Below are 22,646 nucleotides of genomic sequence, written 5' to 3'. Positions count from 1 at the left end.
GATGGCGCAGTTGAACGCTGACCTCGCCCACGAAGCGGAGTGCCGGGCGAGCAGAACCCGTGGTTGCGAGCATATCGGAGGGTGCGGTGACCAGTTCCGGAGGTGAGGATCTCGCGGTGTTGGCTGATCGGATCGCGGAGGGGCTGCGCGGGCTCGCCCCGCCCGGGTGGCAACAGTTGACGGCATGGTTCGCGATGACCGTGGTCGCCGAATCGGCGCTGTTGAGGGTCGACGATGGCAGCCGGTCGATTCGGTACCAGGTTTCGGATGCGGTGTGGGACACGGTGCGTCGGCATCGGCGGCTGTCTGCGGGTTCGGAAGGTGGGCCGTGGTGGCGGTTGCTGGTGCGCATCGACGCGGACGGTGTCGATGTCGTCGCGGATCAAGGTGCGCAGGAGCCATTCCCCGGCGAGCAGTTGTTTACTCCGGATGCCTATCTGGCTGACCTGGAACGCTATCCGCGCGGTCGGTTGCCGGTGTGGTTGGCGGCTTACATCGGGCGCGGTGAACGCCAGTCGAGGCCGCCCCAGGCTGCCGTGCAGGGGATGCGGGCGGACCGGCGTGCCGGTGTTGGGGCGGTGGCCGTGGCTGGCGAGCTACCGGAGCTGGCGGTGTTGTGGGCCCGGTGGGCGGTGCTGGCTGCGGCCTTCGTGGCGGTCGGATCGAGGCGGGGCCCGCGGATAGGACCATCGGTGGGCATCTTCGAAAGTGCGGGACGCAGCGGCTCGACCTTGACTCGGCTGCCCGGTGACCGGGCGGTGCTGTCGGGCGGCGTGTGGGATGCCCCTGTCTTGGAGGCCGCGTACAACGGAAGCGGCGCGATGCCGAAATTGTTTGCGGGAGCCCCGGACTGGGTGGCGGACCCGGTGCTCAATCCGCGTGCGGTAACCGGATTGCTGTCGTTTTGTTACTGGTGGGAGGACGGTCGATGGTACGGGGGCGAGTCCGCTCCGATACCGGAGTGCGCGCCGGCGCTGCCTGCGGCGTGGACGGTCTCGACGGTTGCGGGCGTTATCGGCAGCCTGCTGGGTGAGCGGTCGGGTGCAAGTCCGGAAGCCGCTGAACTGTTGGTTTCGGCGGCGCAGGCGGGCGCGGTGACTCGCGAGGCGTTGGTGCAGGTCGTCGGCGATGGCGAGGGAGTCGACATCGCCGGTGGACTCTTCCAGTTGATGCTCGCGGATCTGGTTGCCGATCACGTTACTGGGATCCGCGAAGTGGATGCGCTCGATCTGGTACGGGATCACGTCCGCCAGCGCAGTTACGACACCACCGGTTACTCGCTGTCGACGTTGCGGGCCGATCGCATCAGCGTGGGCTGGTTGGTGCGTTCGCCGGTGCCGGACGGTGAAATGGCTTTGGACCGTGCCGTTTTCTATGTCGCTGATGATGGCGTCGTGGAGCGCTCCACCTCTTCGGTGCCGCTGTCGGTGTTCGTCGCCGATTTCGAGCGACGGTTCCGAATGCGCAGCAGCGGCCGAGCCTGACCGACGGGGTGGGACATGAACGGTGAAGTTCGGTTGGATCCGGACAGTCTGCGACATCGTGGAGCGCGGCTGGCCGAACTCGGTGACCGGGTGGGGCAGACCTATGCGGGCTTGCGCGATTGCGTGACACAGTCCGAAGGCAGCTGGGGCGACGACGATATCGGCCTCGCATTCGCCAAGGAGTTCAAGCCACACGCCGATCAGTTGCTGGCCGATGTGCGGGCAATGCAGGACAGCCTGCACGGCACGGCCGCCGGAATCATCGACGCCGCACGCCAATTCGAGGCGCAAGACGCCTACCTTGCCCGCCAGGTAGGCACCGCAGCCGAGGATACGGACCCGAACATCGGCGAGACGGCTCGGCAGCGGTCGGACGGCCCCGGCGGCACGCCTGCGCTCGCCGGTACGGACTCACCGGTGACGTACGACCCCGCGGCGACATCTCCGGCAGCGGCAGGTCAGCCGTATTCCACGGACCGGGCGCAGCCCACCGAACGATCCGCGCCCGGTGGTCCGCGGTCGCCGGACGCTTCCTCGGGGCGGTCCACGCCGCAGGATGGTCGGCGGCGCCCGGATCCTGCGGATCGGACAGGCCAGGGGTCGGATCGGGCAGGCCGAGAGGACAGTGCCAAATCCGGCGACCGTGTCGGCGACTCCGGTCGGCGGCCCTCGTCCGTGTTGCCCCCGTCCTCCCCAGTGTTGCCCCCAGCCGCCGCGCGGAATGCGGGCCGGTTGCCGGGCATGGCCGCCGGACCGCGGCCAGTGGTCGATATGGGGCGGCGAGACACCCCGTGGACCGGGCAACAGCCCCGGACACCCGGCCCACCGGCGAGCGCCCAGCCGAGTCCCTCGAGCCCTCGCTACGGTTCCCCGCCGCGATCGAACAAGCCCACCGACGAACAGCAGCGCGGGCGTGGCCGGCGCGATTCCGGCGGGCGGCCGGCTTCCGATCCCATGGTCGGATGGCTGGCGCGGACGTTGGCCGATCACCACGACGTGCGTGTGGCCGGATTCGATACGCCCGGGCTGCAGGTGTCGGCGGTGCGGGAGTTCGTGGCCGCGGTGGACCGGGTGCTTACCGACTACCCGGTGATCGCCCTGGATGTCGTCGCGGTGGCAGAACTCGGCGCCGAATCGGGCATGGTGCGGTGGCGTGCCGAACCGCACGAATCCTGGGGCGCGGCTCGCTCGATCACTCTCGACCAGCGGACCGCGCAGCAGCCGATGGAGGCTACCGAAACCGCGGAAACCGGTGCCGAGCTGGGTATCTACGAGGCCACGTTACGTGAGTTCGGCCGCGCGCTCGATGGCATCGGTGGCGGTCTCGCGCGCAGGCAGGCGCAGCGCGTCCTGCTCGCGGAGTATCTGCGTCGGGAGCCGGGACGACACCGCACACTCGCCGAGGTGGTGCACGGTTACCAGCACTGGCGTGCCGAGTTGACCGGGGATGCCACGGCCCCAGGCGGATTCGACGTGAGTCGAGCCTTCGGCGCCGCGTTCGCCGAGGTAGTGCAGCGCGGTAGCGATGCGGGCGTTCAAGCGAAAATACTGCATGCGGTGCTGGTCGACGCGGCCTCTCGGCCGGGGTAGGCGGTGCCGGTGGACGGTTCGTTGCCGCTGAACCCGGTCGTGGAGCTGCGCAACTCGTTCGAGGACTTGCCCGATCTGGTGCGGCGTCCGATCGAGATGGTGGTGTTCGGGGGAGAGTTGCCACGTGCCGATATTTCCGGGATGCGCCGGATGGCTGCGGAGTTCCGGGCGAAGGCAGCTGCGCTGGACGATCATTCGAAGGATGCGAAAGAGCTACTGGCACAAGATGATTCGGTGGGCGTGCTCGCCGAACGACTGCGCGAGACATTGGGTTTGCACCAGGCCGGGGCGGCCAGGCTCGGTGACGACGCGCTGGCGCTGGCCGATCAGGTGCAGGCCGCAGCCAACGATGCGGAGAAGACGCTGTGTGTGATGTTCGTCTTCGGGATCGAGCTGGCGTGGCGGATCTTCAGTGTGCTGTCCGGTGCGGCCGCGGCTGGTCCTGCCGGAGAAGTGGCGGCGGTGCCGGTGGTGGAGTCGATGCTGGTCGAGGGCCGCGGCAGTGTCGCGGTGATGCGTGCGGGCCTGGCGCAGGCGTTCAGGGCGGGTGCGATGAAGACGGCCGCCCGGCTGTCGGCGCTGGGGCCGCTCCGGTTGCCTGTCACGTTGGGTAAGGCCGCGGCGCTGCCGGTAGGTGTCGACGCGGGCGTGCAGGCGCTGCAGGTCGGGTCAGGTGATCGAACCCTCGCCGTGATCGGACCGGACGGCGAGAATCCGACGGGCATCGATCTGACATCGATCAAAGTCGCGGCCTTGTCGGGCGCAGGTGGTGCGTTGGGCGGCATGATCGCGGGCCGGGTCGCGCCGAAGGTGTTTCCTCGGATCGAGAGCAGCCGATTGGCGCTCGGGTTGGTGCATGGCACTGCGGGCGCGGTGACGGGTTTGGGTGCGGCGGCATTGGTGACCGGTTGGCCGGACCATTTCGACCACGTGCTGGCGCCGTTGCTCAACGGCGGTTTCGCTGGGGTGGTGCACGCGCACGCCGCTGCTCACCCGGGATCGAGTGCGCCGGCGGTGACCGACGGCGGTGGGGCTTTCACCCGGCCCGACCTGCCCTCGGTCATGCGCAGCACCTCGTCGCCGACACATGCTCTCCCGCCGGTCGAAGTGTCCGCGGAATCGAAGCAGGCGTGGGCGGTCGCCAAGGCGGCGTGGGCGGCTGCTCCGGATACGGTGGCTGCCGGGGACGCGCGGGGGGAGGTGTCCACGGCCGGTGCGCACGGGAACACCGCGCCGGTCAAGTCCGGCGAATCGCGGTCGCCCGCAGCATCGGGCTCGATGCCACACAATGACGCGACTGGCCGTGCTCCGGTCGGACTCGACTCCGCGGCGCCGGCGGTGCGTTCGGAGACGGGTGCGCCGGTGGCGGGACCGCAGCGGGGCGAAGCGGTTTCCCGTACGAATGCGACAGCGCCGCGACCGGTCGAGGCCGGTGGGGAACCGTCGGCGGCGCCGACGGTTTCGACGAGCACCCCGGCCCGTCAGATCGGCACTGGGGCCGAAACACCCGTCGCCGGTGAACACCGATCATCAGGGAGTCACGAGCACGGCAACAACGGGAAGGTGAGTGCTGCGGGAGCTGAAACCCGCCACGAGACCCCCGTTGATGCCCGCCCGGCCCCTGGTACCCGCGACGTGCCCGAAACGGCGGCGGCCGGTGAACACCGGTTGCCGGGGACGGAGGAGCACGCTCCCGCAGGAAAGGAGGAGCACGCTCCCCACGCTCCCGTGGCGGAGCGGAGCGTCTTGGCGGGTGCAACGGGCGACGAGGTGTCCTCCGGCCCAGCTGCGGATTCGGTCGACAGTGCCGGTTCGTCGTCGCCGAGCGCTCGTGATCAGGCGGTCGAGTTGTTGGCCGATTTCCACGCCGGTTCCGGTGACCACGTTCCGGAGCAGCTGCGGCTGTGCAACCTTCCGGACGAAGTGTTGAAGGCCGGATTGTTCGACAACGACGCACAGAAGTCGATGATCGCGACGGCGGAGATCATTCGGCGCGGCACGATCAGCGACGCGGTGCCAGGCGGGATGGTATTGCGGGTCGAGCAGGCGGAGGGGGTGCACGCGCTGGCCAAACGTCCGGTCGAAATGAAGCCGGGCGAGGGCAAGTCACTGATGTTCATGGCGGCGGCGATGCAGCGGGCAGTGCGTCACGGTGAGTGTCTTTTGGTGACGACGACCGACGGGCTCGCCCACCGGGAATTCACCAGGTACCAGCACCTATTGACCGATTTCGGGATCGACGTGTTCCGCGCCGACCAGCAGAACGGTTTCGGGCCGGTCACCGGCGGTCGGCCGGCGGTCGTGGTGGCCACCGGCGAAACGGTCGGGCATCTGTGCAACGCCGGTCATCGGCCGCCGCGCCACGCGTTGATCGATGAGATGGACGGGATCATCGACCGTGGTGAGAGGCTGTTTCTCCGGTCGGAAGGGGTGGAGCAGGCCGCGCCAGAGGCGACGGCACGGGAGGTGTTCGCCGCACACGATTTCCTCTCCGACGCGCTGGCGAAGGGGACGTTGTCGCATGAGGATTTCGGTCTCACACGGATCACCGAAGAAGTCGGCCAATATTCCGACGGAACTCCTGAGGTCGAGTTCTGGTACGACGGTCGGGCGGAATTGACGCCGGTGGGAAGGGAGAAGGTCGAGGCGCTACAGGGCGGGAAACCATGGTTGGAAGGGTTGGGGTTGTCGCGGCTCGAGATGGCCGCTGCCGCCGAGTTCACCTGCCGCAAGAGCACCCACTACGTGATGGATGCGGGCAAGATCGTCATCATCGATCAGGGCGAACACGGTCTGCAACGCAACCCGAAGACCTCGAGCGAATCACGGTGGAGTGCCGAGCAGGGCAAGGCGAGCCTGGCTCAGGCCGTCGAGGCCAAGGAGATCCGGGCGGCCGAAGCCATCAGGATGAGCGCCGAGCAGCACCAGATCGTGGTGCGCGCCGACGCCGACTCGGCCCAGAAGATCAACGCCGCCGAAATCTATCGCACGGGTGGTCGACCGGAGGACCGGTTCTTCGATGAGGTCACCGGCGCCTCCGGCACACTCGCGGACCTCAACCCCGTGCTGGAAAAGATCTACGGACTGGAGGAAGCGCACCAGGTCGACCGGTCTCGGGAGCAGCGGTTGATGGAGGGTGCCCCCGAGGTGGTGGCGAACACCCGCGTCAAGCTGAGCGCTATCGCCGAAGGCGCGCACAGAGTGTGGCAGGGGGGCCGGGGCAGGTCCCAGGAAATCTTGTGTCATCGCAACGACCTGGTCGACAGGCAGGTGCAGGCGCTGGTGCACCAGGGTGTGCCGCGAGAGGCGATCGAGGCGGTCGACGCCGACCGGATCGCCGGGTGGGGCGCCGGGTGGGAAGGCCAGTTGCAGAAGATCTTCGATGCCGCCGGTGAGCAGGGCAAGATCCTGGTGATCAACCGGCAGGGACAGCGTGGTGTCGATATCGCGGTGTCGGAGGCGGTGCAGGCCAAGGGCGGCATGTTCGTGTGGATGACCGAAGTCCCCGAGCAGTCCTACATCCATGAGCAGGCCAAGAACCGTACCGCCCGCAATGGGGACCGTGGGTCCGCGCAGGCGCTGATGTCGCCGCAGGATGCGCTGATCCGCAAGGCTATGCATTTGCACGGGGTACGCGCGGCGGCGGTCCGCTACGAACAAGTCGCCGAAGCCCACCGCGCCGACCCCACCCCCGAAAACCACAACAACCTGGTCGAGGCCGGCCACAATCTCCGCTCGCTGGTGCCCGGACTGCAAGAGCGTGCTCTGCGCCACGCCACCGCCGACTTCATCCGCCACCACGCGTATCTCACCGACAACCCGGCCGCCGTTCTCGCCGCCGCCGAGGCGAGCTACTTCCCAGACCGCACGGACCTCGAGCAGCCGGACCAGGCTGCGCGCCTGGCCGGGCTGCTGGGGATTCCGACGTCGACCGTTGCCGACGCCGCTGCTGCGTTCGACCACGACGGCGCAGGCGATCCGCTGGGCCGGTTGCTGGTCCAGGCCGGTCTGCCGCCCGCCGCGGTGGAGGCATTGCGCCAACAGGTCGAGGCAACCGAACCTGCGACGGCTGCCCGGTACCCGCAGCTCACCGATGAGCAGGCCCTGGACCTGCTGATTCCGCAGCGGGACCGGCTGGCCGCCGAACTCGGCTGGGACACCGCGGACATCGACGGCGCCGAAGGCATGCGCATGATCGACCCCGCGCTGACGGAAGCCGGCGCCAACCTGGCGAAAGCGCTGGGTTACCCCGTCTCCGACATCACCCCCGCCGTAGCCCGCGACGTCCTGGGCGACGCAGTCGAGCACCACCGGGCCACCGAGGCCACCCGCCAACCGGTCGCCCCTGCCACCGCCTCCCCGCCAATGCACTCCGAATCGGTGAATCGAGTGGCCGAGCACCCGGCGACACCGGGCGACTCGGAGAACGCCGCCGTCGTCGACGACCCAGCGACCGGAGGCCCGGTAGCCGAAAACCCCGTGGGGGAGGAGGTTATCGCCGCAGCATCGCACTATCTGGCCACCGCGGCCCTGCTCGACCTGGTCGTGCGGATCCACCGCCGCAGCCCCAACAGCTGCGTCAACAACGCCGTGACCGGCATGCGCGTGTTGACCGCACGCCGCTTCGAGCCGCTGTCCAACGAACTGGCCGGCCACGGCCGTGACGTTGTCGAGGAGGTGTTCGGCGCCCCACTCGAGAATGCCGGCTCACTGGAGACGGTGGCCGAATCGCTGAAAGCCCGGCCGGGAGGCATCGCAGTCCTGGTCTACAAATGGAAGGACACCCAGGATCAAGGCAGCACCGCCGCCGACAACCACATGGTGCTGTTGGTCAACGACAGCAAGCCGGGTGAGCGTCCGAAACTGGTCGTCGTCGACCTGGCGGCCTCCCGAGACGGACGAAACAACACCGACTACGACCCGAAAGACCTCCGGAGCCGCCGCACGCTGCTGAATAAGGCCGTCCCGTTCGACAACTGGCGAGACGAACAGCAAAAGTTCATCGACAGACTGTCCCCGGACCAACGCAGATTCGAGACCATCGACTTCGACGCCGACGGTCACCTTGTCGCCAGTTCGCACCGCAACGCAGCCGCCGTCGCCGAAACCCTACCCCCGTCTCAGGACGTCGAGGTCAGTACAGAACTGGTGCGGGAAATCAACTCGATACAGCCAGGCCGGCCGGTAAATGACTACGGCACACCTGATCTCCCGTCGCGGACCAACGCGCACACGCCCCACAAGTCGGACATTTCCGCGTGGGCCGAACCCGCCCGCATCGGCAGCCGCCCGCACGACACCCCCGACCCGGCCGAGCCCGCACTCGAAACCGGGCAGCAACCAGAGGCGGTCGCGGCCACGCCGGCGGCGCTCGAGATGGCCCTGGCCGTGGTGGCCGGCCTCCGATGCGGCCCGGACATCGCGCGGGACGCACAGCGTTTCGTGATGAGGTGCTACGAGGAATACCGACAGCAACAAAGGGCCGCCCTTCTGAAGCGGTTCCGGGCCGCTCTGGTGAATCGGGACGGGATGGCACCTGAGGAGGCCGAGCAGGCCGCCCGGGAATACGTGGGCAGCGCTGAAGCGCGCCCCGCCATCGACGACGCCGCCGCTCAGGGCGTCGGCGAACTCATCCTCGACATGCATCGCACTGCCGATCGGGTACAGATCAATCTTCCCGGCAGTCTCGCCGACCTGTATCGAGCCGAAGCGAATACGGCGAACGCGCGGAGTCTGCAGCAGGCCTTCGCTTTGATCGGCCGTGACGAATCGAGTCCGGTTATCGCGCAGGACGCGAAGCGATTTGTTATGTCGTGCTACGAGGAATACCGACAGCGACAAGAAGCGACCGCTCGAAATGGGCGCCAGACCACTCTGGTGAACCGGCACGGGATGGCACCTGAGGAGGCCGAGCAGGCCGCCAGGGAACATGTCGGCAGCGCCGACGTGCGCGCACACATCGACAGCGCCGCCGCCGACAACACCCGCCGGCTCGTCCACAACATCCGAGCCGAGCGGACAAAAACAAGCCCGCCCCTCCTCGACATCCTCGCGCACCTTCACCGGGCAGAAGCGACCACAGCCAACGCGCGGACACTCGCGAAAAGCATGAAGGCCGACACAGGCGACACCCGAGACCCGGGCATCGAACACCGGGCACCCGGTGATCAGGTCGGCGGCCGGCCATCGGAGAATCCGGGCGATCGCTCCGATCGGTGGACGCAGGAGCGGGGTCTTCCGGAGGAAGTGGCGTCGGCCGCCGCGGACGACGCGCGATTCGATAGTCGACCGGCGACCGGCCGGACCGGAGGTCCGGCTGGGCCGATCGGTAGCAGGCCGTTCGAGGATTCGCCTGGTGAGCGTGCGTTCGCTGGTCCCGGGTTCGAGGAGTTGGTGCTGGCGGGCCTGGAATCCGGTATCGCGGAACGGTTCGTGGTGGAGGATGCGCCGGGGGTGACGGTCGAGTCGGTGACGTTCGGCACCGGCCTGAGGGTGTTCAGGGAGAGGTATACCGAGCCGATCTTCGCGCTTCTCCAGGAACTGGATACCAAGGTCGCCGCCATCATGGATGCTCCGGTCGCCCACGCGATGCTGAACCTGGACGACTTCACCGTCTATAGGGAACTCACCCCTGGGCAGCCCGGGGACAGCGTCGACATCGTGGCCCCGGACGTTCTGGATTCGGACTCGGCCCGGCGGCTCGGCTTGTTCGGCGCGGTAACCAGGACGAACCGGACAGCGCGACAGTGGAGTGTGAGCCCGGACAACACGGTGGCGGGCGGACGCTCGCAGCCCGACTTCGACTCCTCGTCGGTCGATATGTTCGCGGCGATGTTCGTGCGGCGTATCGACGGCCGTGAAGTGTGGCAGGACCACGCCATGCTGAGAATGGAACTCGCTGTCATTCGCGAGCAGGCGACGTACCTCGAATCATGGATCTCTGAACTCCCGATCCGCGAGGAAGAGCGAGATGCCCTGCACCGCGTCCTCGGTGTGTACGTGGCAGCGCTGGCGCAGATTGAACGGCACGCTGTGCGCATCCCGGTCGAGATACGGCATCGCGCGGGACTGGATGACGAAGCGAAAGACAAAGCGCGGTTCGTCGAGGCGTTCGGCCTGAAGTACCCACATGTCACGATGCTGGGGTTCGATCACCCGGATGTGCGCGCGCATGTCGTCGAGGAACTCCTCGGTGGCCTGGATGAGATGTTCACCAGGTTCCCGAACCGGACCAATATCCGCGAACTGCGCATCGATTACCTCGGCGATAAGTACACCAGCGCCGTAACACACTATTATCGGGACCTCGACTTGGCGGGTCGAGGGCGGATGCACTTCAACCTGGGTCTTGCGGCCAGACCGGACCAGACTGTCGAACTCGGTATCCAGGCGCATGAACTCGGGTGGAATCCAGTCGGCGACAGGCCGTTTCACCACGACGCTGTTCACGAATTCGTGCACGCGATCGATGCCAAGGAGTGGCTCTCGAGGGACCTGCGACAGGTGTTGTCCCAGGCCTGGTCACAGTTGTCGAGATCGGGCCTGATCAACGAGTCCTGGCAGACTTGGCTCACTCGACTGCCGGAGTACGCCTTCCTTGATGAAGCCAAGACGGGCCTCGCCGTGGAAGAGGCGCTGGCCGTCGGGTTCGCCGAGGCGGACATCCACGGCGTTTCGGTCGGCACGCCGCAGTGGGCGATCCATGAGTACGTCAGCGGTGGGCGTCCGCCGCGGATCACACCGGATCTCGAGGTAGATCTTCCGCCGCATGTGGATCGTCCGGATTCGGGTGGGCTGATCGGTAGCAGGCCAGGTGCGGAGCCTGGTCCTCAGTTGGATGTTGCGCGGGGTGAGTGGATCAAGGCGTTGCGGCTCGAGCGGGGTTTGACGCGGAAACAGCTCACGCAAGCGGCGGGCCTGGCGAACAGCGCACTGCCCGCAATCGAGAGCGGGCAGCGGAAGCCGCGGATCGGCTCCTTTCAACGGATCTGCCGAGCACTCGGGCTCGACGACGACGCGTTGAACGCCGCTGTCCGACAGTTCTATTCGGATGTCCCGCTGGATACCGGTGTAGCTGCCCATCAGTCGCCTGGTGACTGGGTGCGCGCTGTCCGTATCAGCAAAGGTATGACCCAGTCGGTCCTTGCACACGCGGTCGGTGTGGACCCTGTGCGCATCGGGGTCTACGAGAACAACCGGGAGCGTCCGCGCCCTGGCCTCTTCTTGCGGATTGCGCGAGTGCTGGGGGTAGAGCAGCAAGCGCTGGCGGAGGCGGCTCGCGAGTTCTATCGGGATATCGAGTTCGGTCTCGACCCCGCCGCGCACAACCCACGGTTGCCCGGAAGTTGGATTGCGGCGCTGCGCTATGACCAGGACATGTCCAGCGCCGAGTTGGCACGGATCGCGGGCATATCGGAAACATCTGCCAGCCGAATCGAGGGCGGACACTCTCCGAATTCGTTCGTCTTCTGGCGGATCTGCCGGGCACTGGGAGTTGCGCCGGAAGTACTCGCTGCCGCCGCGCGCCATTTCTATCGGAATCTCAATTTCGATACCGACCCGGCCGCGCACGATCCGGCGTCGCCCGGTAGTTGGTTCGTGGCGCTGCGGCATGACCGGGACATGTCCCAGAGCGAGGTCGCGAAGGCGATCGGTTCCGGTGCGGGCCATCTCTACCGGATCGAATCCGGAAGGAGCAGGCCGAGGTTCGCGGTATTCCGGCGAATCTGTGATGTGCTGGGGGTCGGTGACGAACTGCTGCGGGCCGCCATGCGTCACTTCTATTCGGATATCAATCTCGATATCGAACCTGCTGCGCATAGCCCTGGGTTGCCCGGAAGCTGGATTGCGGCGCTGCGTAATGACGCAGGTATGTCGGGCGGCGAGCTTGCGCGCCGAGCGCGGATGCCTCGGGACTCCATTTCCCAGATCGAAAACCAACGTTTTCGTCCGCGGTTGAGGAAGTTTCGGCAGCTCTGTGCGGCGTTGGGGGTCGGTGGTGATGTGTTGCTGGAGGCTGTCGAGCGATTCTACGATCGGGGTCGTTTCGGGCCGTCCGCTGATCGATATGAAGTAGACCTGTTCAATCGATATGTCGTGAGCAGGGTGGGTTCGCCGGAGGAGAGGGAAGTCCGGGACGAGATCTGCAAGAGGTTCGCGTGGGTTCGGAATGCGTTGGCGCTTCGTGAGTCTCCGGATACCCGAGACGAGGCGGGGCATGCCGCGTGGCTGGGGATTCTGAGCGCGATCGACAACCACTTCCCCTCCGCGTCGTTCGCCCATCATGCCTGGGCCAGCGGTAGCAGAGCAATTTTGCGATACCGCTCCAACCATCAGTTCCCAGATCTGAACAATCGCACCGTGCGGAAAGTCAACGCGGTGAGAGCACAAATGGCGAGAATGGTTGCTGCTGGTGAAACTCTCGACAACACGGAAATTGCCCGCGCGACACGATTGAAAATGGCCGATGTCATGCTGGCGCGGGAGATTTTGACGCGGACCACCGTACAACTGGATGCTCCGATCGGGGGGACGGACGGATTGCATCAGGAAATGGTCGATCGTGCTGCCTCCGCAGGGGCTTCCGATACCGATTTCGCGATGATGATTCGCGCCGCGCTAGCTGATATGGCGGATCCTGATGCCACGGAGCGGTTGGTGATGCTGCATCTGGTGGAGGGCGTCCCCTTGGCCGAGGTTGCTCAACGAGTGGCGTTACCGGTCGCGACCGCAGGTGAGGTGTTCGCCGATGCTGTTGCGCGGCTGCGCGATGCGTTCGACTCGGGGAGAACGGGCGAGGCGACCGCGAGTGAGCGGGGTCCGGGTGCGTTCACTGCAGGTGCCGAGGTGGCGCAGCAGGATCAACTGCCGGTAGGGACCAGTGATCCCGAGGCTGGTGACGGCGCTCCTGGTGGGCTGATCGGCAGCAGGCCGTTCGAGGATTCGCCTGGTGAGCGTGCGTTCGCTGGTCCGGAGTTCGAGGAGTTGGTGCTGGCGGGGCTTGAATCCGGTATTGCGGAACGGTTCCTGGTCGAGGATGCGCGGGGGGTGCGGGTCGAGGAATTGACGTTCGACAACGGCGTGCGGGTGTTCAAGGAGACGTATGCCGAACCGATGGATGCGCTGGTGCAGGCATTGCAGACCAAGCTCGCCATCATGATGGGTGCTCCGGTTGCCCATGCGATGCTGAACCTGGAAGACGACCGCGTTTATCGGGAAATCACCCCGGGGCGACCTGGGGACAGCGTCGAGGTTGTGGACCCGGAGGTTCTGGGCTCGGACTCGGCCCAGCGGCTGGGCTTGTTCGATGCGGTGACCGGGACGCACCGGACGGCGCGGGAGTGGAGTGTGGCCGACAACGAGGTGATGGGCGGACGTTCCGGATCCGACGTCGACGCCACGCAGACCAGTGTGTTCGCGTCGTTGTTCGTGCGGCGTATCGACGGTCGTCCGGTGTGGTTGGACCACGCCATGCCGACGTGGGAGGTCGCGGCCATTCGGGAGCAGGTGTCGCACCTCGATACGTGGATCTCGAATTTTCCGATGCCCGAGGAACACCGAGCGGCGCTGCTCGATCTCCACGCTGGGTATGTGGCAGCGCTGGCGCAGGTCGAGCGGCACGCCGTGGCTACCTTCGGCGAGCGAGTGCATCGCGCTGGGCTCGATGCGCAAGCGCAGGCCAAGGCGCGGTTGGTCGAGGTGTTCACGCTGAACTATCCGCACGTCACGGTGGTGGGGTTCGATCATCCGGACGTGTCCGCCGATGTCGTCGAGGAGATCCTGGGTGGGCTGGATGAGATGTTCACCAGGTTCCCGGACCGGACCAATATCCGCGAACTGCGGATTGATTACACCGACTGGGAGGCCACCAGCCCCAGAACGCACAACTATGCGGACCCCACGGCGGCGGGCCGGACACTCAGTATGCGGTTCAGCCTGCGCGATGCGGCCAACCCGGCACAGACTGTCAAACGTGGAATCCGGTTTCTCGAGTTCGGCTTGAATCCGGTCGGCGACAGGCCGTTTCATCACAACGCCGTGCACGAGTTCGTTCATGCGATCGATGCCGTGGAGGGGCTGTCGAAGAACCTGCAACGGATGCTGTCCCAGATCTGGGGACAGTTGTCGAATCATGGCCTGATCGAGGAGTCCTGGTGGACCTGGCTCACGCGACTGCCGAGGTACGCCTTCGTCAACGAAGCCAAGACGCTACTCAACGATGCGGAGGCGCTCGCTGTCGGGTTCGCCGAGGCGGACATTCACAGCGTGGCGGTCGGTTCGCCGCAATGGGCGATTCATGAGTACGTGACCACCGGTCGGCTGCCGCGGGTCACGCCGGATCTCGAGGTCGATCTCCTGCCGCATGAGGATCATCCGGATTCGGGCGGCCCGAGTGGGCTGATCGGCAGCAGGCCATATGCGGACGATTCGCACTCGGATGCCGCGCGGGGTGCGTGGATCAAGGCGTTGCGACTCGAGCGGGGGATGACGCAGAAACAGCTCGCGCAAGCCGTGGGCCTGACGAATAGCGCGCTGTCCACTATCGAGAGCGGGAAATCGAAGCCACGGCTCGGCAACTTTCAGCGGATCTGCCGGGCACTCGGGCTCGATGGCGAGGCTGTGACCGACGCTATCCGGAGATTCTATCGGGGCGTCGAGGTGGGAACCGCTGTGGCCGCCCATGATTCGCTGGGTAGCTGGGTGGCGGCTCTTCGTAACAGCAAGGGCATGACCAGGGCGGATCTCGCACGCGCAGTCGATATAGCGCCGACGAGCATCACGGAAATAGAGAATGGCGTGTACCCGCTGCCTGGTCTGTTCTTGCGGATTGCGCGCGTTCTGGAGGTAGGGCAGCAAGCGCTGGCGGAGGCGGCTCGCGAGTTCTATCGGGATATCGAGTTCGGTCTCGATCCCGCCGCGCACAACCCGCGGTTGCCCGGAAGTTGGATTGCGGCGTTGCGCTATGACCGGGACATGTCTCAGGCCGAGCTGGCCCGCACCGCGGGCATACCGGAACAATCTGTCGGTCGAATCGAGCGCGGGCACACTCCGAAACTCATGGTCTTCCGTCAGATCTGCCGGGCGCTGGAAGTTGCGCCGGAAGTACTCGCCGCCGCCTTTCGCCATTTCTATCGAGGTGTCAATCCCGATATCGATCCTGCCGCGCACGATCCCGCGTTACCCGGTAGCTGGTTCATGGCGCTGCGACACGATCAGGGCATGTCCGGAAGCGAGGTTGCGAAGGCGATCGGGTCCAGCTCGGATCTGTCTCATATCGAATCCGGAAGGAACAGGCCGGAATTCGCGCTGTTCCGGCGGATCTGCGACGTCCTGGGGGTCGGTGACGAACTCCTACGGGCCGCCACCCGCTACTTCTATCCAGACCTCGATATCAATCCCCCTCCGCATACATTGCTGGGTGGTTGGATCAAGGAGCTGCGACTCGAGCGCGGGATGACGCAGAAAGAGCTTGCGCGTCGGGCGCGGATGTCCCAGCCCTACATTTCCGCCGTCGAACTCGGAACGCGTTTTCCGCCGGTGCGGAGATTGCGGCAGCTCTGTGGGGCGTTGGGTGTGGGTGGTGATGTGTTGCTGGAGGCGGTCGAGCAATTCTATGCGGGTCGCTATGAGCGTTCCGGTGACCGGGAGGAAGTAGCTCTTTTCCATCGATATGTGGTCAGCCGGGTGGGTTCATCTGAGGAGAAGACGATCCGGGACGAGATTTGCGCCACGGTTGCGTGGGTTCCGGATGCGTTGGCGCGGCGTGAATCTCCAGATATCCGCGATGAGGCGGTGCAGGCCGCGTGGATGGGAATTCTGAGCGCGATCGACAGCCACGTCCCCTCGGCGTCGTTCACCGCCCATGCCTGGGGCGGCGGTAGGAGAGCAATTCTCCGATACCATCTCGCGCGCGCGTTCCCGGATCTCGACAATCCCACCCTGAAGAAAGTCAGCACAGTAAGAGCGCAGATCGACCGGATGGTTGCCGCGGGCGAGGTACACGACGATGCGGCGATTGCGCGCGCGGTGAGTTACCCGGTGGCCGATGTCGTATTGGCGCGGGAGATTCTGGCTCGGCCCGCCGCGCAATTGAATGCGCCGGTCCAGGGCAAAGACGGACAGCTGAGTCGAGACGTAGCCGATCCGGCTGCTACTACAGGGTTTTCCGATACCGATTTCGTGACGACAGTTCGCGCTGCGCTGGCGGATTTGGCTGAACCTGATACCGCTGAGCGGTTGGTGATGCTGCATCTGGTGGAGGGTGAGCCGTTGGCCGACGTGGCCGCGCGGTTGGGGTTGACGGTCGCGTCGGCGGGTGAGGTTCTCGCCGAGTGTGTCGCGCGGCTACGTTCTGTGTTCGATCCGCACGGTTCCGCCGAGGTGACCGCGAGCGAACAGGATCCGATACCGGGGGACCAGATGAAGGCTGAGCCGGATCAGCCGACAATACGCGGCAGCGATGCCGAACCGGATGGCACCGACAGCCGACGGATCGGGGGTGAAGGTGGAGGTCCGAGTGATCTGATCGGTAGCAGGCCATATGAGGACGATTCGCACTCGGATGCTGCGCGGATCAAGGCGTTGCGGCTCGAGCGGGATCCGGCCACGCTCACTCCGACGGGCGAGGTGGTGGCGGCGCAGGATCAGCTGCCGGTACGGAGCACTGATCCCGGGCCGGGCGAGGGCGGGCCGACCCCGGGTGGCCTCAGCGGCAACCGACCGGTGGGGGGTGAGCGCGGTTTCGTCGGCAGCAGGCCGTTCGAGGATTCGCCTGGTGAGCGTGCGTTCGCTGGTCCCGGCTTCGAGGAGTTGGTGCTGGCGGGCCTGGATTCCGGTATCGCGGAACGGTTCGTGGTGGAGGATGCGCCGGGGCTGAAGGTCGAGGAGGTAACGTTCCGCAACGGCTTGCGGGTGTTCGCGGAGAGGTATCCCGATCCGATAAAAGCGGATATCCAGGTGTTGCAGGCCAAGGTCGCCGCAGTCATGGGTGCTCCGGTCGCCCACGCGATGCTGAACCTGGACGACGACCGCGTTTATCGGGAACTCACGCCCCACGGGCGCCCCGGGCACAGCTTCGATGTCCTGCCCCCGGAGATTCTGGACTCGTCCTCGGCCGTGCTACTCGGCCTGTTCGATGCAGTGACCAGGACGAATCGGACCGGGCAAGAGTGGAGTATGGGTCCGGACGACGATGTGATGGGCGGGCGCGCCCGATCCGACGTCGACGCTACGCCGACCGGTGTGTTCGCGGCGAAATTCGTAAAACGGATCGATGGCCGTGACGTGTGGTTGGACAACGCCCTGCCGAGCTGGGCGGTCGAGGACATTCGCGAGCGGGTGACCTACCTCGAATCGTGGATCGAAAGCTATCCGGCTTCCGAGAAACACCGAGATGTGCTGCTCGACATCCACCGCGGGTACTTGGCGGCGCTGGCACAGATCGAACGGCACGCCGTGCCCACCCCGTGGGACATGTTGCATCGTGCGGGGCTCAACGACGAATGGGGCGATGACGATGCGGAGGCCAAGGCGCGGTTGGTCGAGGTGTTCAACCTGAAGTATCCGTATCTCACGATGGTGGGGTTCGACCATCCGCATGTGCGCGCCCATGTCGTCGAGGAGATCCTCGGTGGGCTGGACGAGATGTTCACCAGGTTCCCTGGCCGGACCAATATCCGGGAATTGCGGATCGATTACCTCGGCGATCCGAAAGCCAGTGCCAGAACGTCTTGGCATGTAGATCGCGTAGTGGCGGCGGGTCGAACCCAGCGGATTCATTTCAGCCTGCACCATGCGGCCAGGCCGGAGCCGTTTGTGGAATTGGGCATCCGATCGCGTGAGGACGGGATCAATCCGATCGGCGATAGACCATTCCACCACGATGCCGTCCACGAATTCATCCATGCGATCGATGCCAAGGAGGGGCTCTCGGAGAACCTTAGACAGGTGCTGGGGCGGACCTATTCACAGTTGTCGAGGCTCGGCTTGGTCGACGAGCACTGGTGGACCTGGTTCGCTCGGCTACCGCGGTACGCTTTCGGTAACGAAGCCAAGACCGTATTCGACGACGGCGAGGCGCTTGCTGTCGGGTTCGCTGAGGCCGACATTCATGGTGTGCCGGTCGGTTCACCGCAGTGGGCGATTCACGAGTACGTGACCACCGGGCGTCCGCCGCAGGTCACGCCGGACCTCGAGGTCGATCTTCCACCGTATGTCGATCGTCCGGTCTCGGACCGTGCGCGTGGTCTGATCGGCAGCAGGCCACATGAGGACGATTCGCGGCCGGACCTCGAGCGTGGATCCGCGCATGCGATGGCGAGCGAACAGAGCCCGGCACCGCGGACACCATGGACCACGCGAGCTGAGCCGGATCAACCACCCGCGCGAAGCGGCGATACGGAGCCGGGCGAAGGCAGCCCGAAACCGGGCGGCCGCGTCGGCAACCGACCGGCGGCGGACGAGGGCGGTCCGCGCGGGCTGATCGGTAGCAGGCCGTTCGAGGATTCGCCTGGGGAGCGCGCGTTCGCTGGTCCCGGTTTCGAGGAGTTGGTGCTGGCCGGACTGAATTCCGGTATGGCCGAACGCTTTGTGGTAGCGGGGGCGCCAGGGATTCGGGTCGAGGAGGTGATGTTCGACAATGGCCTGCGGGTGTTCATGGAAACCTATGCCGATCCGATAGACGCTCTTGTGCAGGTGTTGCAGACCGAGGTCGCCGCCATCATGGGTGCTCCGGTCGCCCACGCGATGCTGAACCTGGAAGATGACCGCATTTATCGGGAGCTCACCCCGGGGCGGCCGGGGGACAGTGTCGAGGGTGTGGACCCGGAGGTTCTCGGCTCGTCCTCGGCCACAATGCTCGGCCTATTCGATGCGGTGACCAGGACTCACCGCACGGCGCGCGAGTGGAGTGTGGCCGACAACCAGGTGATGGGCGGACGTGCCCGATCCGACGTCGACGCGACGCCCGCCGGTGTGTTCGCGTCATCGTTCGTGCGGCGGGTCGACGGCCGTGAGGTGTGGCTGGACCACGCTATGCCGACGTGGGATGTCGCGGCCATTCGAGAGGCGGTGTCCTACCTCGAAGAGTGGATCTCGAATTTTCCGATGCCCAAGCAACATCGAGAGGTGCTATTCGATATCCATGGTAGGTATATGGCGGCGTTGGCGCAGGTTGAGCGACATGCCGGGCTTACCTGGGGCGAGATAACGCATCGCGCGGGGCTCGATAAAGCGGCGCGGGCCAAGGCGCGGTTGGTCGAGGCATTCACCCTCATGTATCCGCATGTGGCTATGGCCGGATTCGATCATCCGGATGTGCCCGCTCATGTTGTCGAGGAGATTCTCGGTGGGTTGGATGAGATGCTCACCAGGTTCCCGGGCCGAACCAACATTCGCGAACTGCGCATCGACTACACCGACTCCGAGGGCACCAGCGCCAGAACGTCCTACGATGCGGACCCCGCGACGGCGGGTCGGAGCATGCAGTTCAGCCTGCGCGATGCGGCCAGGCCGACAGAGGCTGTCGAACGCGGGATCCGGTTGCTCGAGTTCGGCTTGAATCCGGTCGGCGACAGGCCATTTCATCACGACGCCGTGCACGAGTTCGTGCACGCGATCGACGCCATGGAGGGGCTGTCGAAAAATCTGCAACAAGTGCTCTCGCAGACCCATTCACAGCTGTCGAGTCTCGGCCTGATCGACGAGCACTGGTGGACCTGGTTCGCTCGACTGCCGGAGTACGCCTTCGGTAACGAAGCCAAGACCGTATTCAACGACCTGGAAGCGCTCGCTGTCGGGTTCGCGGAGGCGGACATTCATGGCGCGGCGGTCGGGTCGCCGCAGTGGGCGATCCACGAGTACGTGACCACGGGGCGTCCGCCGCGGGTCACGCCGGATCTCGAGGTCGATCTGCCCGCACCTGTAGAGCCGGATCCGGATGGTTCGAGTGGACTGATCGGCAGCAGGCCACACGAACACGACGAGACCCCACGGCAACCCACACCTGGACGGACGACGCCCTGGTCGCGGAAGGGAATCGACGAACCACACCCAGCCCACCAACACCGCGCATATCCGTCGCCCATCCCCGAGCGGCCCGCCGACAATCCGCCGAGCACGTTCCAGCTCACCCTGCGCGAGACCAACGTTCTCGCTCGGGTGCAACAGGGTATGAGACACGAGGAGGTAGCGGCGGCACTGGATATTTCCGTGCTCGATGTGCAGGCGAACCTGGCCAGTCTCCGCCGCAAGATCAGAAATGAGCAGGCACGGCAGGTTGCGGCACGCCAACTTGGCGACCTGCCGTCCACGACATCGGAGTTCGACCGTTTCCGAGCGGCCATGTACGCCGCCTTGATGAGTGCCGACCAGCCGGATCCGCGACAACTGCTGGCCGAGGCAAGCCCAGAGCAGATGGAATCCGCTGTCCAAGGGCTCAGTTCGACTCATCGAGGGGCGCTACACCAGCTGCGAGTGGGAGCGGGTACACCAATGATCCGCAGTATGGCGCTCATCGCGGCTCAGCGATGGGTGAGCACCGTGGCGGCCGCACACCACCGGTCCATGGCGCTGTGGGCCACAGCGCTGGCCGAGGCCAGTCCCGCTGACTTGCACACAGCGCTCGACCAACTCACCGCCGCCGAACGCCAACTCCTGGTCAACCGGTTCGCACCGACGACGTCGCCTGCCACCTTCGAACCCGACGGTTCCGTGCGCGCCTTGCGTGCGGTCGACATCGTCCGGCACGTCGCGGGGTGGATCGCGACCCGTGCGGGAACTCCGGCCGTAGACGAAAACGGTATCGACGAGAGCGGATTCCAGCGCGGACCCCATCTCGCGGAATACGAAACGTACACGGCGGACGAATGTCTGGACGCGGTCTTGAATTGGATGGACCGGCAGGACCCACCGGAGTCGGGCAAACGGTCCAGGCGGGTCCGTCGAGGTTCCTCGTCGGCGACTGCGGATCGATCCGACGGCCGATTGCACCAGGACGGGCTGTCTGCTGACGAGCCAGGTGTAGGCGGCCCCATCGTCCCCGGCGGCACCCATCCAGCGACCGCCTCGTCCGAGGAACCAGGGCATCCGGAGGACTCCGTGCCCGACGATGCGAGCGGCTACTGGCGCTCGTTGCCTGCGGATCACGGTTTCGAGGACGAACAGCGGCAGCTGGCCGACGAGGCGCTACGTGCCGGCGGCTTCGACAACGCGGATAGGTTGCTGCGTTGGGGGTATCGCCTGCCAGCGTGGTCCGCACGACGCCGCGCGACCGAGAACGGCGAGTGGTGGAACTCGCTGGGCGACCCCGCCGAACCAGGTGCGTTGAGCGCTGCGCAACAGGCACTCATCCAGGTCTACCCACACCCGATCGGCAACGCCGACGGCCTTCCCGCCACGATCCGCGACCACGCCAACCGGCTGTCGATCAGCCGCGATCTCGGCGAGTTCCTAGCCCGCAAGCCAGCGGACCAGAGGCTGCTCAACTGGACGCGGACCGGCCTCACCGACCCTGAGAGGAAGCAGCTCGGCAACCTGGTCCGTACCCGAAATCACTTGCGAGAGTTGGACCGACAGGCCACGAAGGTACCGGGCAGTCCGCCGGTGCATGTCCTGTCCTACGACTCGACCGCCTTCCACGGCAAAGGGAAGGCCGTTGTCGCGCTCGGCAATGTGGACACCGCGCACACGGTGAACTGGCATGTGCCCGGGACGAATACGACGTCTTCCTCGTTGGCCTACCAGTTCAAGCCGCTGCGTAACCTGTATGAGGAAACGCTGCGGGTAGATCCGTCGCTCGAGCTGGCGTCGATCATCTGGATCGGATACGACGCGCCGGCCGGGCCGGTGAAGACCGGTTATGCGAAGGCCGCCTTCCGGCGCCGCGCACGCGTGGGCGGGGACCGGTTGCTGTGTGACATCGCGGCATTCCATGCCACCAGAACTCTGGCCGGGACCGCCGCTGCTGATCGGCTTGCCATCCGGCTGTACGGGCACAGCTACGGTTCGGTCACGATGTTCTATGCGGGCAGGTACGGCAGGTTCGCCGGCTTGGTCCGCTCGGCAATCGCCGCGGGCTCGCCAGGAGCGGCCTCGGTTCGCCATGCCGCAGAGCTGGGCATCGGCGCCGACAATGTCTATGTCGCCGCATCGTGGCGCGATCTGGTGACCATGTTCGGAGCGGACGAGCCCGGCGCGTGGAGCCGCCTCAACCCGTGGCTCGGCCTCGGCATCGACCCCGCCACTGAGGCATTCGGCGGCAAACGTATTCCCGCCGAGTTCCCCGACTCGCCGAACTTCGCCGGCGTCGAGGCCACGCATCAGGGCTATCTGCACCGCGATCCGGCGACCGGGCTGCCCACCGATGCGCTGGCCAACGTCGCGCAAATCACCGCAGGACGCGGCGACACCGTCGCTTCGGTGGATCGCCGTCGAGCTGGCGGCAGGGTGGTCGCGCGACCCATCGACTCCGAGCGCGGGCGATACGCCGACGGCAACGGCGATCGAGATATCGACTGAGGTGGCCGTAGGGGGAGAACCCGGAACGGCCGGTCAGGGTGCTGGTGTGGTCCGGGA

3 protein-coding genes are annotated in these 22,646 nt (G+C 66.0%); all 3 read left to right on the top strand.

Annotated elements, in window-relative coordinates:
• Positions 1-86 precede the first annotated feature (86 nt).
• The 3 genes from ACIBJI_RS08140 to ACIBJI_RS08130 are packed head-to-tail and all read left to right on the top strand — an operon-like array spanning position 87 to position 22,589.
• Positions 87-1,484 carry a hypothetical protein gene (locus ACIBJI_RS08140; protein WP_397083484.1) on the top strand — a complete coding sequence of 466 codons (1,398 nt, stop codon included), beginning with the start codon at positions 87-89 and terminating at the stop codon, positions 1,482-1,484.
• Between the two features lie 15 nt (positions 1,485-1,499).
• Positions 1,500-3,074: a hypothetical protein gene (locus ACIBJI_RS08135; protein ID WP_364342184.1), complete on the top strand. Its 1,575-nt coding sequence runs from the start codon at positions 1,500-1,502 to the stop codon at positions 3,072-3,074.
• A 9-nt stretch (positions 3,075-3,083) separates the two neighbouring features.
• Positions 3,084-22,589 (top strand): helix-turn-helix domain-containing protein, encoded by a 19,506-nt coding sequence (locus ACIBJI_RS08130; protein WP_397083482.1) that lies wholly within the window; start codon positions 3,084-3,086, stop codon positions 22,587-22,589.
• Positions 22,590-22,646: the final 57 nt, after the last annotated feature.

Source organism: Nocardia sp. NPDC050408 (genome assembly GCF_044458905.1).
Classification (GTDB): Bacteria; Actinomycetota; Actinomycetes; order Mycobacteriales; family Mycobacteriaceae; genus Nocardia.
Note: the sequence above shows the minus strand (reverse complement) of the source record. Positions and strands in the feature narration are given on the sequence as shown.